Raw genomic sequence first — 15,905 nt, 5'->3', positions numbered from 1 at the left:
TTTTAAAAAGTAAACTTGAGTAATAAGGTTGTGTTTTAAGCATAGTTATTGCTACGATATCACGATATTTAGAATATCAAAATGATGAAAGTTAAATTGATGAAAAAGGAAAGAGAAGTGCTTGTGTATAAGAAAGTTGTACGACGTATAATGCCTAAATCGAATGGTAGATTTAAGTATTTTCATCCTGTCTTACAACGAATTTATCAACTGCGAAATGTAGGCTCTACTAATGAATTATCCAGAGATCTAAACAGTTTATTATCGTATTCATCGTTATCTAATATTGATAAGGCGGTCTCTCGCTTGATACAAGCGTTAAAAAAACAAGAACATATTGTAGTTATTGGCGATTTTGACACCGATGGCGCGACAAGCACTGCGTTAATGGTCAGCTCATTGCGCGCATTTGGAGCAGAAAATGTTTCCTATTTAGTGCCAAACCGATTTACGTATGGTTATGGTTTAAGTACTGAAATTGTTGATATTGCCGCATCTGGTCGATCAGAATTAATTGTTACGGTTGATCATGGGATTTCAAGTCATGCTGGTGTAGCCCGTGCCAATCAGTTAGGGATAGATGTTCTAGTAACTGACCATCATTTGCCTGGGGCGGTATTACCAGCTGCTTATGCTATCGTTAACCCTTATTGTAAAGGAGATCAATTTCCTAGTAAATGTTTGGCAGGAGTTGGTGTAGCTTTTTATCTTATGCTTGCTGTTCGCGCACAACTTAAAAAAAATAACTGGTTTAAGTGTCATGGTATTGATTCTCCCAATATGGCTAGATTTTTAGACTTTGTAGCGTTGGGAACTATCGCTGATGTCGTCCCACTTGATAAAAATAATCGAATACTGGTTTATCAAGGATTACAACGTATCCGCGCGGCCCAAACACATCCGGGAATTTTAGCTCTTCTGGAAGTAGCTGGACGAAAGTATGAGAAGTTACGATCCGTAGACTTAGGCTTTGTCATTGGCCCACGATTAAATGCAGCGGGACGACTGGATGATATGAGTTTGGGTGTTGCCTGCTTATTAGCAGATAATATGGACGCTGCTTTGGATATTGCTTATCAGTTAGATGCTTTGAATAAAGAACGTCGGTTAATTGAGTCACAAATGCAAAAGGAAGCTTTTGAAGCAATCGATACATTATATTTAAATCAAAACTTACCTGTTGGTTTATGCTTATATCGTGAAGAATGGCATCAAGGTGTCGTAGGATTGATTGCTTCGCGAGTTAAAGAACGCATCCATCGTCCAACGATTGCCTTTGCAAAAACGAACGATGATACTCTAAAAGGTTCAGCTCGCTCGGTGACTGGACTACACATTTGCAATGTATTAGAAGCAATTGCAACAAAATATGCTGGATTAGTTAGTAAATTTGGAGGGCATGCAATGGCAGCAGGTTTAAACTTACCTGCTAGTCGATTTAAAGAGTTCCAGCAGGCATTTTCTCAAGAAGTTGCAAATCAATTGAGTGAAGATGATCTTCAAGCCAAGTTAATTACTGATGGTGAGTTAACTTCGGATGAGCTAACACTTGAGTTGGCATTACTAATACAGAATGCAGGTCCTTGGGGACAAGGATTTCCTGAGCCTCTCTTTGATGGACATTTTAAATTAATTAGCCAGCGTGTAGTAGGACAGCGTCATTTAAAACTCATTTTTCAACTACCTGGTGATAGCTATTGCTTAGATGGTATTGCTTTTCATGTTGATCTTAAACAGTGGCCTAATTTTCAGTGTGAATATGTTCATTTAGCTTATCGTTTGGACGTTAATGAATTTCAAGGTTATAGAAAATTACAATTGTTTGTAGAACACATGAATATAGTAAATTGACTTATTCATCTAGTATTGTCTAATATTCCCTATAGAAACAGACAATGTTTATAAAAATAAAATTAAAATTTGAACATGAAAAGGTTGAAATGTGGTCCAATTGTGTTAAAAACGGGAGTAAAAATCTGATTGCATGAATCATTTGATTTCTTCATGACGGAAGAAGAAAAATAGCTAGTTATGCATACGCAGTTAGTTTGGTGATTGCTGAAAGTAGAAAAATACAGCATGAAATTTTTTGGTGGTTTAAATATAACATTGCAAACATTATTCGAGAGTTATTACAATATCTACTAATAATAGAGTAAATTGTGTTAAAAGATCATTTGTAGTTTTATAGAGGTCATATCATGAGTACTTTAGGTAAGAAATTTGATTTTCAAAATATTTTAAATAATATAAAATCAATGATTAGCCCAGAAGAAATGATTCCTAATCCCAATCCTGATGACGCTATTGGAATAAAAATTGCTGAATTAAGTGTGCTGACTCAACAGTTAACGAAAGTGCATGAAGAACAGGTAAAAGAATTAACGAAAATGAATAGATTGCTTAGTGAGTTAATGAGGGATGTTGAAACGTTACGCAATTCTCTGAAACCTGAGCAGGGAACCAAAGAAGAAAAAAATAAAATTTAAAATGAATTAAAGGAATGCTCAATGGTTAACACGATTAGTACATCAAAATCGGCGTTGTATTTGTGCTATCTAAAAAGATTGTCCTTAAAGTATAGCAATTAGAGTTTTATCTCAGTGTCAATGTGATGGGTTCCATTTTTTTGCGCGCCAATGCCAATGAAATCCTAAAAAATAAATGCTGATTCTAAATTAGCTTCAGCAGAAGATGTCAACTGAGTAAATAAAAGTTGTGGGTCTATAAGCGAGAACTAGTAGAGGACATTTGTGTCCGAATTCCTGTGTATTTTGCTACACCTATTGCGAATCTATTGCGATAAGCTACGCTGAGCTGATAGAGAAAAATATTTCTGAATTCGCAGAAAGACTAACTAGGCATTCATAACCAATATCAAGCTGTAGTTCACTTTTAGGGATGTGGTGGGTGTAGAATATGGTTAAGTAAGATATTATTAATCATGAAAGCCTTAATGAAAATTCTTGTTTTTAAATAGGTAAATTACGTTCCTTTACTCAATAATTTAATAAAATGAAAAGGAATAATATATCGTTACTTATTGATTTTCCAAGGTGAAAAATACTAAGGGTGATTTGTAAATGAAGTTGTTTTAGGATTAAGCAACTTCCAACAGTTGCTGTATGAAGATTTACTTTGGAAAAACATTATTATCAATTTTTGTGGGGAGTGCTGCAAGATATCGTTAGCTTTTAAATTCGAATCCTATATAGGTGCTACAATCAGTGTTAGTCATACGGATTATTGTGGAATTTCTTTAGAATGTGAATGTCAATCGATTTCTTGCTTTTATAGGAATTACAGAGCATACCCCGACAAATCTGACCTGTTAGGAATTACAGTAGTTGTGTTACCTTCTGAGATGATGACTAATTTTGATGCATTGGATGCGGAAAACCAGAAAATCATACTTTCAAAATTTCGCTTCTTAAACAACCAGTATTATGACCTATTTAAAACCGATTTAAAACCGAAGGATTTAGTGTGCGCTAAAAATCTCATAACAATTGCCATTACAACTAAAAATACTGACTCACAGAAAAATTATATCTTCAAAAGCTGCTGCTGGTGAAATTATCTATGTTAAAATAAGTGTTTTGTAGATATTTATTTTAACTAGTTGAGTTATAAAAAGCGATAAGGGAATACTATTCATTAAAGTCTGGTTTTAATACCGAGAGGGGGAATCGAACCCCCACAGCGTTGCCACTACCGAATTTTGAGTCCGGCGCGTCTACCAGTTCCGCCACCTCGGCTGATGGAGTGAGTTGGATAGGAAGTATATCTTAACATCTAAGTAAGCTCAAAAATTCAGAGCGAGTGCGATCGTCTTTTCGAAACATGCCAAGCATCATGGAAGTCTTCATATCTGAATTTTTTTTTTGAACACCACGCATGATCATACATAAATGCTTAGCTTCAATAATAACACCAACTCCTTTAGCCTTTGTTACGGTTAATATTGATTCGGCGATTTGCTTTGTTAAATGTTCTTGTACTTGAAGACGTTTAGCAAACATATCGACAATACGGCCAAGCTTTGAAATACCGATAATTTTTTTGTTCGGTAGATAAGCAACATGACATTTACCAAAAAAAGGCAATAAATGATGCTCACAAAGAGAATAAACCTCAATATTTTTAACGATAACCATTTCGTCCATATCAGATTGATATATGGCTTCATTAATTAAGGTGTCAAGACTTTCCTGGTAACCCTTGGTAAGATGTTTTAACATTCCTAGAAAACGCTTAGGTGTTTTTTTTAAACCTTCGCGATCAGGATTTTCTCCAAGCGATGCGAATAACGTTTGAATATTTTTTTCGAGTACATCGTTCATCATGGATAATCCTCAACCAGATAACTAGCACATTTGATGGCCACCCATTAAATGAAGATGGATATGAAACACTGCTTGTCCTCCACCACGATTACAATTTAACACTAGACGATAGCCATTTTCCGCAATATTATTTTCTTTTGCCAATTGTGTTGCGATAACTATCATATGCCCTAAAAGTGTTTCATCATGGTAAGTGCTGTCATTAATGGTGTTGATATGGCGATACGGCATTACAAGAATATGTACTGGCGCCTGTGGATTAATATCGTGGAAAGCCACAACCTGATCGTCTTTATAAATGAGTTTGACATCTTCTTCACCGTTAGCAATTTTGCAGAATAAGCATGCCATTCATTTCTCCTGCTACGCAATTCGATTATCTTTATCAATAGAATAATGGTATCAATAAAAGAAGCACAATAGCAACGTTTCTAAAAGCAATTAGAATTAACACATTAGATTTTTCTTGAACATTAATGCCTAATCGTACAATATTCTCTAGAGGATATTTAAATAGCAGTTGCCGATGACTAATTTATTGAGCAGAAATGCCGACATAAAGTTCCTAGCATAGAATGAAGGTTTAAAAAGCATCCTTTGTCGTGCCAGTTGTGACTTTTATTACTAAAGCAGGCGATCTAGTGTATCGTGAGCTTGTACTGAACTTCAATCTTTATTGATTAGAGACGTGTCTAAGTTAGAATTTCATTAATCATATGTAATACATCAGCAGTGTTAAATATTATACCGTCAAAATAATTTTTAATATTAATTTATAGCACACTAACGTTGGATATAGTAGTAATATACTAGAGAGACAAAATTAAGTATTTCATGTTTTCACTAATCATATCACTGATAACAGTGTTGCCTTTTCTAGGGCATGAGGAATAAGGAGATTTAGATTGGTAGAAGATAATGTCTTTTGTCGAAAAGTGCTGCGTTACTTATAATCTGATTTCTGGAAGAAAATTATTGTACGGATTGATGTTTTTCTTTACATCGTCCAGTGCTGTTACTTTAACAGCAATGTTTGACTGTTATAAGACCAATATGAAAGACACAGCATTAGTTTCAATAAAGATATCTTTTCCATGTTTTCGTGATTTCAGACATGCATTATGATTTAAAATTATAATCTAACGTGCCATTACTTCTGCGAAGTAATATTACTAATATTTACTTGTGCAGATAATATGCTTCCTGTACATAGTTGTTGGATATCTTCTGTATTTCAAGGTATTGTTATTGATATCGCTAGTATATAAGTATACAGGGTACCTCGAGTGGCTTTTTAAGGAAAATGGCTTTTATGAGGCTTCTCTGAAAATACCCATTCTATAAAGTTCCGTCGACTAGAAATTAACTGATGTTTAGATAACCAACGGAAATAATTAGAGAAAGTGATTTTTCCCACACTTTTATCTGAGAAGACAAAATTCCAAATAGAAAATTGTTGTTGACTTTTTGAAAATGGAGCATTTTGTTCTAAAGTCATTGCAACAGCAGAGGCAAATCCTGAACGATCGGCGCCGCCAAGGCAATGGATGAGGATAGGTTTAGGTGCATATAGTAAAAGTGAAACTAATTCTTTTAAACGTTTTTGAGAGGGTAGGTTACAAGAAGGAAGTGGAAGATTAAAATATTTTACTCTCATTACTTTTGCAAGTCTTAATTCGTTCCAATACCATTTCCTACAAGGTTGAGCTCCGCGCAGATTAATTATTGTCTTTATGTGTTTTTCTTGAATAATTTCTTTTAGTTGTTGGAAATTAAGTTGACCACTACGATAAATTTTCTGTTTAATAACTGCATGAACGGTATTGCGCCACCAGAGATAATCTATCCCAAAAAAGCTCAATAATAATAATAACGAGCTAGTCACTATACCAAACCAAATCAGCCAATTTCGTTTATTTTTTTGTAGAAATGTCATAATGTTACTTCAGATGTAATTTCTCTAATTAAAGTGAAATAGCTTAAGAGATTTAAATTTTTATTTAATTTTAATAATTTTAATAAAGTTATGAAAAGATATCTTGATAATGGTTGGTTTGGTAAGCGTAACTATTTGCAATTGATGGACATTGATGTCTGGCAAGTCCGAACTTTCCCTTCGATGAATTATTATTGCTATAGTTTATATAATTTAAAAAATCGTCTAGTAGGGGTTTTGCTAGCTGATGCGATAGTTCGGAATGATGCTGAAAATCAACTCATTAAAAACATTGCTAAAGCAACTAGAAGACAAGTTTGCGAAGGTTTTCGATTAAAATTATTAAATCACAATGATCTCAAAGAGTGTATTATGATTTTATTAGGTTCTCGTGTATCTCAATTATTTTCTCATTTCGATCCTTTGCGAATGATTGTTAGTTATGCACCAGCCGAATTATTGCGTGATGCAACATTAAAAGTGAAAACATGGAATGCTTTAAAAAAAGCAATGCGGTTGATGGAATTTTAAAATTTGGCTTGTTTACCTTGTTAATTTAAAGAGGCTATAAAACACAGTAGATGCAATACCAAAGTCAACGCTAAAATTAATATGCTGCTTCGATAAGATACTATGGCTATTAGGTTAAGTATCATGATTAGATTATGAGGTAGTGATCATAAGAACCTATTAATGCGTTAGAAAGAGGACAATCTACAAAAATGTTGCTAAAGATGAAAAAGTATATAACTTAAAATAAATGAATCAACTGACTAGATTTTTCGAAACTTGGTAGCATTAAGTTAAAGCCTAAATTAGAAAAGATCTTATCTTAGCCTAAAATAAGACGTAAGAGCACAGCACGTCGTCGTATATTATTTTAATAATTTAATACAAGTGTGAAACGAAGGAAGCATAGCGCCAAAACCGCATCAGCTTCAATGCAGCTCTTAGCAGATACTGGAAATACTAACCACCATCTCTATAGAAATCTATAATTCTATATAGCAATCTATAGTCTATTACCGATTCTGAATTCTATTCTCTCAAGAAATACACTCTATTTAAAATATAAGTATTAAACCAATCTGCTATTACGGCATATTTTTAAATTGTGAGTCGATATATTTGCTAAAAGGACGTAATACGGTGAATGAGTTACCAAAACAACATCCCGGAACAAATAGTGAGTTGTCCAATTTCTAAATTATTATGTATTTTACCAACAAAAGCTTTCTGATCTCTTCTATATTTATTATATGAAAATATATGAAAATAATCGAACCGGTCGAGGGGAATTTTTGAATTTCGAAAATGTCTTTCGGAATGAGTAATCCCTTAATTAAGTTGCGATCTTCTTATACATAAAGAAGATTATTCAATTTCACTAAAAACATTACGATTCACTGTCTTCAATTTATACTAGAAGTATGTATCAACAGTACTCATTTTTATGGCATCATTCCTTATTTATAGATCTCACAGCAGCAATTCATTCACAATTTCTACCTCATCTAGAGCACGTTGCTTTGCTTTTGCCGCATCGTTACGTAATTCAGCTAATTCATCTAAATATTCCTTAGTGATGTTACCAACAATATAGTTTCCAGTAAAAACACAATCTTCAAAGCGCTCAATTTTAGATTTATTAGGAACCATAGTAGCATTGTTAATCGCTTCATAGACATCTTTGAGATTTTGATAGATCAACCAATCTGCCCCAATTAAACGTATAATATCTTCTTCTGATTTATCATGTGCAATCAATTCAGCGGCCACTGGCATGTCGATCCCATATACATTGGGGTAACGAATAGGTGGTGCTGCTGAAGCAAAATACACTTTTTTAGCCCCGGCATTGCGTGCCATTTGAATAATTTCTTTAGACGTCGTTCCACGCACCACCGAATCATCTACTAACAAAACTGTTTTATTCACAAATTCGGACTTAATGGCACTTAATTTTAAACGTACTGAACTACGTCGCATTGCCTGTTCTGGCATGATAAAAGTTCGACCAATGTAGCGATTTTTGACAAATCCTTCTGAATAGGGAGCCTTCAAACTGTGTGCTAAGGCATGAGCTGCATTCCGACTTGTGTCAGGAATGGGAATAACTACATCTATGTCATGATTAGGACGTTCACGCAAAATTTTCTTTGCCAGACTTATACCCATCCCTGCACGTGCTTGATAAATGGAGATTCCATCCATAATGGAATCAGGACGTGCCAAATAAATATATTCAAAAATACAAGGAGAGTAACTAATTGGTTTTGCACATTGTTGTCGATGCATATTCCCATTAAAATCAAAATAAATAACTTCTCCCGGTCCTACATCATCGATAAGTTTAAAACCTAACACATCCAATGCAATACTTTCAGAAGCAAACATATACTCAAATCCATTACCATTTTCCCGTTTCCCATATACCAAAGGACGAATAGCATGAGGATCACGAAATCCCAGCAAACCATAACCTGTGATCAGTATCACTGCTGCAAAAGCACCTTGCACACGTTTATAAACTTTACTCATTGCTTTAAATAATTGTCTTGGTGTGAGCTCAATCCCTCCTACTCTCTGCAACTCATGAGCTACAACGTTAAGTAAAATTTCAGAATCAGAAGTAGTATTTAAATGACGTAAATCTGTTCGAATTAAATCGTTCATTAAGTTTTTTACATCAACAAGATTACCGTTATGCACTAAACTTAAACCATATGGATAATTGACATAAAAAGGCTGCGATTCTGATGAACTTTCAGAGCCGGCTGTAGGATAACGAACATGTCCAATACCTATGTTGCCTCTTAAATGTAGCATGTGAAACGGACGAATCGCATCTCGCACCAACCCATTCGCTTTACGTAGAAAAACCTGTTCGCCATCACTGGTAATGATGCCGGCTGCGTGCTGACCTCTATGCTGTAAAATAGTGAGGGCATCACAAAGCGCTTGATTGACAACACCACTAGTAAACATGCCTACAATTCCACACATCGTTAAGTACACTCATTTGTCTGATTAAACAACCATTGAAAAAAACATTTAAGTTGATGTGGTAAAAACTGCTTAAGCCAAATAACCGTGGGCTTAAAGTCGGGGACAAGTTGCGATTGTGCTAATGCACTGCCATCCTGAATATTTCTTACATTTATAAACATCAATAAAATGACAATAATGAGTAAACCCCGAACCGTTCCAAAGAAGATTCCCAATAATCGATCAATGATCCCAAACTTTGATTTATTAACTAACGCATGAACCAGCATATTTAAAAACATACCTATGATAAAAACAGTTAAGAATAATCCTATCAAAGTTGTTGCATATCGCACAGAATCTGATGTAATCCAAGATTTTAAATCTACCTGTACAAAGTTAACATATTTAAATGCGACTACAACGGCAGCTATCCATGTGATTAAGGAAACTACTTCACGTAAAAATCCACGGAATACACCGATGACAATAGAAAAAAAAACAATACCAATAATTGTAAAATCGACCCAATTAAAATACGACATATTTTCCAATGGCACTATTTAACTGTAATTATTCTTTTAACTGCTCTGAATCTGATCAATTTTATTTTATGATCAATGACAGAGCTAACGAAAATTCTAATATTTAATAATCATGTGTTTTCCTTTATTCTGAAAGAGATAAACATCAAATTGTTATATTCATCGGAATCTAAGAAACTTACTATATGGATTATCCACGCTGCCAACAATGGGATAAATAAAAACAATTGGATAATAATGTGACACTTTGATTTTTCAGAGTTTTTTACATTTTACTCTCCATGGCACTAAAACTAATACTGTCAACACGGCTCTTTCTGTATTAGGTACTTGCAATAGCTGTGTTTTCAGTGCAATTAGTTTAGTTGCTATCAACTGAGTTGATAGAGGAAATAACAGAGTTGAATGTTTTTCTCTTACGGAAATCTTTGTTGATGCAAATGAGAGAAACTGCAATTAAAAAATCGGTTTATTTCGTACTAGTAAAACAAGAATAATTATCATCCATGGAGAAAGATCATGAAATAACAATAGTAAAAACATCGCATTGGTTCTAACTTTCATCGCTCATTTTCTCTGATGAATACTAGATAAATATTGTTTTACTATCCCTACTGTATGAAAAGAACCAAAAACAACAATTCGATCCTGTAACCTACAATTATTAAGTGCTCTTTTAAAAGCTTCTGTAACAGAGACAAAATTATAGCAGGTTTTCACACTATCTACCCCTCTATATTCCACTAAAACTTCCATCAAGCTCTCACCTGTCGCCCCCCGCGCTTCTTCTTGCAGTCCTCCTATATACCATTGATCAACGCAAGAAAGCATCGATTCAAAGATGCCCTTAATATCTTTGTCCTGTAATATTCCTACCACAGCTAATGTCTGACCAGCGTGCTTAGTTTTCTGTAGCTTCTCTGCTAAATAACGAGTTGCCTGTGGATTGTGCGCTACATCAAAAATAATTGATACTGGTATTTGGACACATTCGAATCGTCCTGGCAAAGTAGCCTTATTAATTCCATCTCTAATAGCGTCCAACGACAATGGCAAACATCTCTGTAAGCAATGTAGTGCCATTAAACTTGTTGCCGCATTTTGGATTTTCAGATCAGGCAATGGTAATTTCTCAAAAAAGGTCTCTGGACCTTGCCATTTCCACATGCCATCATCAACTTTCGCGAAAAAATCTATTTCAAATTGAAAAAATGGCGCTTCTAATTTTTTTGCCGTTTCATACACGCTTTGAGGAGGCTTTGGATCCCCACAAACAATTAGTTTATGCCACCGAATAATACCTGCTTTTTCTCGCCCAATAGATTCACGATCTTTTCCTAGCCAATCAGTGTGATCAATATCAATATTGCTAATAACAGCCACACTAGGCTCAACAATGTTTACCGCATCCAGACGGCCGCCCAATCCTATCTCTAATAACAAAATATCCAACGGTTGTTTTTTACATATATAAAAAATTGCTAAAGTAGTGAATTCAAAAAAACTCAGGGGTTGGTTATCACGATTCTTCTCAATAAAAGAAAATGCACTAACTAGTACCTCGTTAGCTACCGCATTACCATTGATACGTAACCGTTCATTAAATTGCAGCAAATGAGGAGATGTATAAGCAGCTACCCTATATCCTGCAGTCAGATAAATACTTTCCAAAAATTTAATTACTGATCCCTTGCCGTTCGTTCCCGCCACTGTTATTACAGGACACGAGAAATTTCTCAATGATAATTTTTCTGCAAGCGCAATAATACGCGACAATCCCAAATCAATTTCCCGTGAATATAGTGTATCAATGTAAGCAAGCCAATCTTCCATTAATAAAAATTTATCTGTTTTAGAACGTAAACTCAATAGAAAAGTAGAATGTAATTTTTTTGCCTATGACACGATTTCTTTTAAAAGAAGATCAGCTAAAGTTTGATGGGTCAGTTTTGCAATCAAAGAAGCAATCGTTCGTTTGAGTTCACGGCGATCGACAATCATATCGATGGCTCCATGCTCTAATAAAAATTCACTGCGCTGAAAACCTTCTGGTAAAGTTTGATGTATAGTCTGTTCAATAACGCGAGGTCCTGAAAAACCAATTAGCGCTTTAGGCTCAGCAATAATAATATCCCCTAGTATCGCCAAGCTAGCTGATACCCCACCCATGGTGGGATCTGTTAATACCGAAATATAAGGAATCTGACATTCAGTCAAACGTGCTAATACCGCACTTGTTTTAGCCATCTGGAACAATGAAAATAAACCCTCCTGCATTCGTGCTCCACCACTCGCTGAAAAGCAAATAAAAGGTAACTTTTCATCTATGGATGTTTGTACACCTATTACAAATCGCTCTCCAACAGCAGCACCCATTGACCCTCCAATAAAATCGAAGTTGAATGCAGCTATTACCACAGCAATACCATAAATTTTCCCTTTGAGAATAATAAGCGCCTCTTTTTCACCCGAAGTTTTTTGTGCCGCACTTAGACGATCTTTATATTTTTTTAGGTCACGGAATTTTAATCGATCAAAGGCAACAATTTCCCGAGCTAACTCCTCTTGTTCTAGATTATCCAAAATTTGCGAGATTCGTTTACGCGCATTTATACGAATATGATAAGCACATTTGGGACAAACTTCTAAACAATGCTCTAAGTCTGCTCGATAAAGAACAGCAGTACAAGAAGGACACTTTCTCCATATTCCTTCAGGCACTCCTTTTTTTATTGGCGTTGAGATTTTTGGTAACAGTTTTGTAAACCAACTCATTTTTAAAAAATCCTAGTCTAAAAATAGCAAATTATAATAAAAAGAACGGTCCCAAAGGTGTTTGTGGTAGTTTAAATTTATAAGGGTAACTAACTTCTACCAAATAAAGCCCATTCGGAGATACGGTTACTCCCCCTTGTTGCCGATCTTTCGCCTTTAAAACATGTTCTGCCCATTTTGGTTCTTTTTCACCACTCCCAATAGCTACTAACACTCCTGTAATGTTACGCATCATACGTAACAAAAAAGCATTTGCTTGAACTTCGATGACCACCATACACCGAATTCGAAAAATTTCAATCTGAAAAATAACACGCATCGGCGTTTTGGACTGACAACCTGCTCCTTGAAAAGAGCTAAAATCATGCTCTCCTAATAAAAACTGAGCAGCTATCTGCATACGTTTTTCATCCAACGGACGAAAATACCAGCCAATTGCCTGGTACAAAATCGCTGGTCGAATCTGATGATTATAAATGACATAGCGGTAACGCCTGGCAAACGCTCCATAACGGGCATGAAAATGCTCATTTACCTCTTTAGCCCAAGTGACGCTAATATCGTGCGGAAGATGACTATTAACACCAAATATCCAGGCGTGATTGCTTCGATAAGCCGTTGTATCAAAATGAAGAACCTGACCGCTGGCATGCACCCCAGCATCTGTCCGCCCTGCACATGCAACCACTATCGGCTGATCAGCCACCATAGATAATGCTCTCTCCAGCTGTTGTTGAACTGTGTCCAAACCATCCTGTGCCTGCCAACCGTGGTAAGCTGATCCGTCATAGCAGATTCCTAAAGCAATTCGTGACATTCGCTAATGCTTAACAACAGTTTTTGTAACAATCTACCTTTCTCTTTCGCCTTCTCGTCTAATTTCGCAAGATGATCCTGTTTCATTGTAACGCAATTAACTATCTATACTAACAAAAAAAATTACAATATTCTCATCAAGAGTATTTTGTAACCTGTATAACCCATCGTATATCACAAGAGAATGAGAAATAGTAAGTAGTCTCACAGATATTGATACTAAAACCAATTTTCTGTTGAAAGTACAACAGATTATTCTTGTTTAATTGTATCGACTTTATTTACAAAGTAGCGACAAAATTATAGTTCAAGTAGAACATTACTTCACAATAAAAACGTGATTATTGTTTTGATCGCTTGACAGTAACTTATTGTTTTAAAAAAGATTGCACCAAAACGGAGCTTTGTGACCTATTTTCATAGTGGGCAATTCATTCGGAAGTCAGGTTGCAAAAAGAGGTAACGGCGGATTTTTAACTGTCCACTTCTTGAATGAATTATACCAGAGCACTATACCTTTTGCTTTCTTACTACAGCAGCTACAGTAGTTATTAACACTACACAATACAACCACAAAATATCATCGTTTCACCAAGAATCTTGTTACATACCAAATTTTACCACTCGCCTTAGGATCTAAGTTTACTACTGAATTGAGGTATAACATATTGTGTAAAGCAAACGTGTTTCACAGCTTGAATATTCCAATCTTCGTTATATGCGTGGTCATGTCACTAAATATTACCTCAATATAACAAACCTCAAAACATAACAGCCATTTTAACTCATTATTTTCTCAGTCGGAGCTAAAATTTCGTATTACACAAAGCAACTCAAAATTCTATTCACATTATTGTCTTCATTATCTTCAAAATCTTGAATGGCCTAATTACTTATAATGTGATACTGGGCTTACTCCACCTTAAGAAAAAACATCGACTATATATGTTTATATAACTTTATACGAAAAGAATAAAAATTACTTTTTCCCTTTTAGCTCATCAAGTTATGTTTTCTCAATGAAATAACATATATAACCTCTACTTTACGTGATTGATGGTATGCCGATACACACTCCCATTTTTCTTCATTTTAGCATCATTCACAATACACCTGTTTCCAATCTTTGTATTGTTTATATTTATTCAAGCGAGATATATCTCCTACCAAACAATCGTGATGTGATTATAAAATACACGTTATTAATTATTCTCGATTACATTAGAAATGTTCAAGATTTATTATCTTACCTTTCTTCATCATTATAAATATGTGAAGCACGGAATTTCTTTTAAGACAGCTGTTGACTTAAGAATTTCATCAGTTCAATCGCAATATATGTTTTCGACGCTGAAAAATTTTTCATTTGTTTTAAACGATCGATAACTGTTACCACATTTTGATCGCTATTTAACGCACTTTCACTATTAACTACAATCATATCCATATTTTTTTTGCGCAATTTAGTTTTCGCACTTATAAGATTATTATCGGTTTCTAAAGCAAATCCAACAATGAAAGGCTTATTAGATAGCTTCCCCACTGACGAAATGATATCGGGATTACGTACTAAATCTAATGTTATATTCTTGTCTGATTTTTTTATTTTTTGAAAAGCTTGCTTTTTAGCACGATAATCACTCACTGCCGCCGCACCAATAAAAACATCACAATTAGTGACACGCTGCATAACTGCATCGAACATTTGCATTGTTGATGTAACATTTATGCAATTAATTTTATGAGACGTAACTAATTGAGTTGGTCCACTGATTAATGTAACTTCTGCTCCCATCGCAACAGCTGCTTCAGCTAAAGCATAACCCATTTTTCCAGAACTATGATTTGTTAAATAACGCACGGGATCAATTGCTTCTTGGGTAGGTCCTGCAGTAATTAATATACGTTTCCCCAATAAAATTTTTTCCATGTAAATAATTTTTAATTGATTAATTAATTCTTCAGGTTCCAATAGTCGACCAGGTCCGTATTCTCCGCATACCTGCATACCAATGGTTGGGCCAAAAACACAAATGCCATATTCACGCAATCGATTAATATTCACTTGCATGATTTTATTAAGCCACATTTGTTGATTCATTGATGGCGCTACAGCAATTGGTACTTGCGCTGCTAAACAAAGCGTTGTCAACATATCATCAGCTCTCCCATACGCCAAACGTGAAATGAAATCTGCACTGGCAGGTGCAATCAATATAAAATCACACCATCGTGCCAAATCGATATGCGTAATTCCTGAAGTACTTGCAGAAACAAACAAATCGTTAGCTATTGAATGTCCTGAAACTGTCTGAAAGGCCAATGGGGTAACAAAAGCTTTCGCTGATTCAGTCATTACCACACGAACTAAAGCTCCCTCATCGCGCAGTCGACGTATTAATTCTATACTTTTATAAATAGCAATAGCACCAGTTACACCGATAAGAAATTTTTGATTGGTTAGCATAGTTGCAAAGAATAACCTCGGTGTGCTTCATG

The 15,905-nt window shown here is 35.1% G+C and carries 12 protein-coding genes and 1 tRNA gene; 3 read left to right on the top strand and 10 right to left on the bottom strand.

Annotated elements, in window-relative coordinates:
- The first annotated feature begins 123 nt into the window (after window positions 1-123).
- Both recJ and CEAn_RS02790 read left to right on the top strand, forming a co-directional pair.
- The gene (gene recJ, locus CEAn_RS02795; protein WP_211924175.1) at window positions 124-1,851 is read left to right on the top strand and encodes a single-stranded-DNA-specific exonuclease RecJ; all 1,728 of its coding nucleotides are present in this window, start codon (window positions 124-126) and stop codon (window positions 1,849-1,851) included.
- 350 nt (window positions 1,852-2,201) lie between these two features.
- On the top strand, window positions 2,202-2,489 hold the full coding sequence (locus tag CEAn_RS02790) for a hypothetical protein (RefSeq protein ID WP_211923693.1): 288 nt from the start codon (window positions 2,202-2,204) through the stop codon (window positions 2,487-2,489).
- 1,185 nt (window positions 2,490-3,674) lie between these two features.
- Here CEAn_RS02790 and CEAn_RS02785 read toward each other — a convergent pair.
- From CEAn_RS02785 to CEAn_RS02770, 4 genes are all read right to left on the bottom strand, one after another.
- A tRNA-Leu gene (locus tag CEAn_RS02785) sits at window positions 3,675-3,758 on the bottom strand.
- A gap of 30 nt (window positions 3,759-3,788) precedes the next feature.
- Window positions 3,789-4,346, bottom strand: a complete 558-nt coding sequence (gene folE / locus CEAn_RS02780) for a GTP cyclohydrolase I FolE (RefSeq protein WP_369804509.1) — start codon at window positions 4,344-4,346, stop codon at window positions 3,789-3,791.
- Between the two features lie 21 nt (window positions 4,347-4,367).
- A complete protein-coding gene (locus tag CEAn_RS02775; RefSeq protein ID WP_211923692.1) occupies window positions 4,368-4,697 on the bottom strand; it encodes a histidine triad nucleotide-binding protein in 330 nt (109 codons plus the stop codon).
- A 943-nt stretch (window positions 4,698-5,640) separates the two neighbouring features.
- Window positions 5,641-6,282 carry a tyrosine-protein phosphatase gene (locus tag CEAn_RS02770; protein ID WP_211923691.1) on the bottom strand — a complete coding sequence of 214 codons (642 nt, stop codon included), beginning with the start codon at window positions 6,280-6,282 and terminating at the stop codon, window positions 5,641-5,643.
- A gap of 90 nt (window positions 6,283-6,372) precedes the next feature.
- On the opposite strand from CEAn_RS02770, the gene CEAn_RS02765 reads away from it, so the two are divergent.
- A complete protein-coding gene (locus tag CEAn_RS02765; protein WP_211923690.1) occupies window positions 6,373-6,813 on the top strand; it encodes a hypothetical protein in 441 nt (146 codons plus the stop codon).
- A 948-nt stretch (window positions 6,814-7,761) separates the two neighbouring features.
- Here the strand turns inward: CEAn_RS02765 and purF are convergent.
- The 6 genes from purF to coaBC form a co-directional block, all read right to left on the bottom strand.
- Window positions 7,762-9,288, bottom strand: coding sequence for an amidophosphoribosyltransferase (gene purF, locus CEAn_RS02760; RefSeq protein ID WP_211923689.1), 1,527 nt, complete (start codon window positions 9,286-9,288; stop codon window positions 7,762-7,764).
- Between the two features lie 2 nt (window positions 9,289-9,290).
- A complete protein-coding gene (locus CEAn_RS02755) occupies window positions 9,291-9,815 on the bottom strand; it encodes a CvpA family protein (RefSeq protein WP_211923688.1) in 525 nt (174 codons plus the stop codon).
- 567 nt (window positions 9,816-10,382) lie between these two features.
- A complete protein-coding gene (gene folC / locus CEAn_RS02750) occupies window positions 10,383-11,648 on the bottom strand; it encodes a bifunctional tetrahydrofolate synthase/dihydrofolate synthase (protein ID WP_211923687.1) in 1,266 nt (421 codons plus the stop codon).
- Between the two features lie 63 nt (window positions 11,649-11,711).
- Window positions 11,712-12,590, bottom strand: a complete 879-nt coding sequence (gene accD, locus CEAn_RS02745; protein WP_211923686.1) for an acetyl-CoA carboxylase, carboxyltransferase subunit beta — start codon at window positions 12,588-12,590, stop codon at window positions 11,712-11,714.
- Window positions 12,591-12,621: 31 nt separating this feature from the next.
- On the bottom strand, window positions 12,622-13,407 hold the full coding sequence (gene truA / locus CEAn_RS02740) for a tRNA pseudouridine(38-40) synthase TruA (RefSeq protein WP_211923685.1): 786 nt from the start codon (window positions 13,405-13,407) through the stop codon (window positions 12,622-12,624).
- 1,290 nt (window positions 13,408-14,697) lie between these two features.
- Window positions 14,698-15,873 (bottom strand): bifunctional phosphopantothenoylcysteine decarboxylase/phosphopantothenate--cysteine ligase CoaBC, encoded by a 1,176-nt coding sequence (gene coaBC / locus CEAn_RS02735; RefSeq protein ID WP_211923684.1) that lies wholly within the window; start codon window positions 15,871-15,873, stop codon window positions 14,698-14,700.
- Between the last annotated feature and the right edge of the window lie 32 nt (window positions 15,874-15,905).

The sequence above is a fragment of the Coxiella endosymbiont of Amblyomma nuttalli genome (genome assembly GCF_018107685.1).
In the GTDB taxonomy this organism is placed as follows: Bacteria; Pseudomonadota; Gammaproteobacteria; order Coxiellales; family Coxiellaceae; genus Coxiella.
This window is presented reverse-complemented; position numbering and strand designations above follow the sequence as displayed.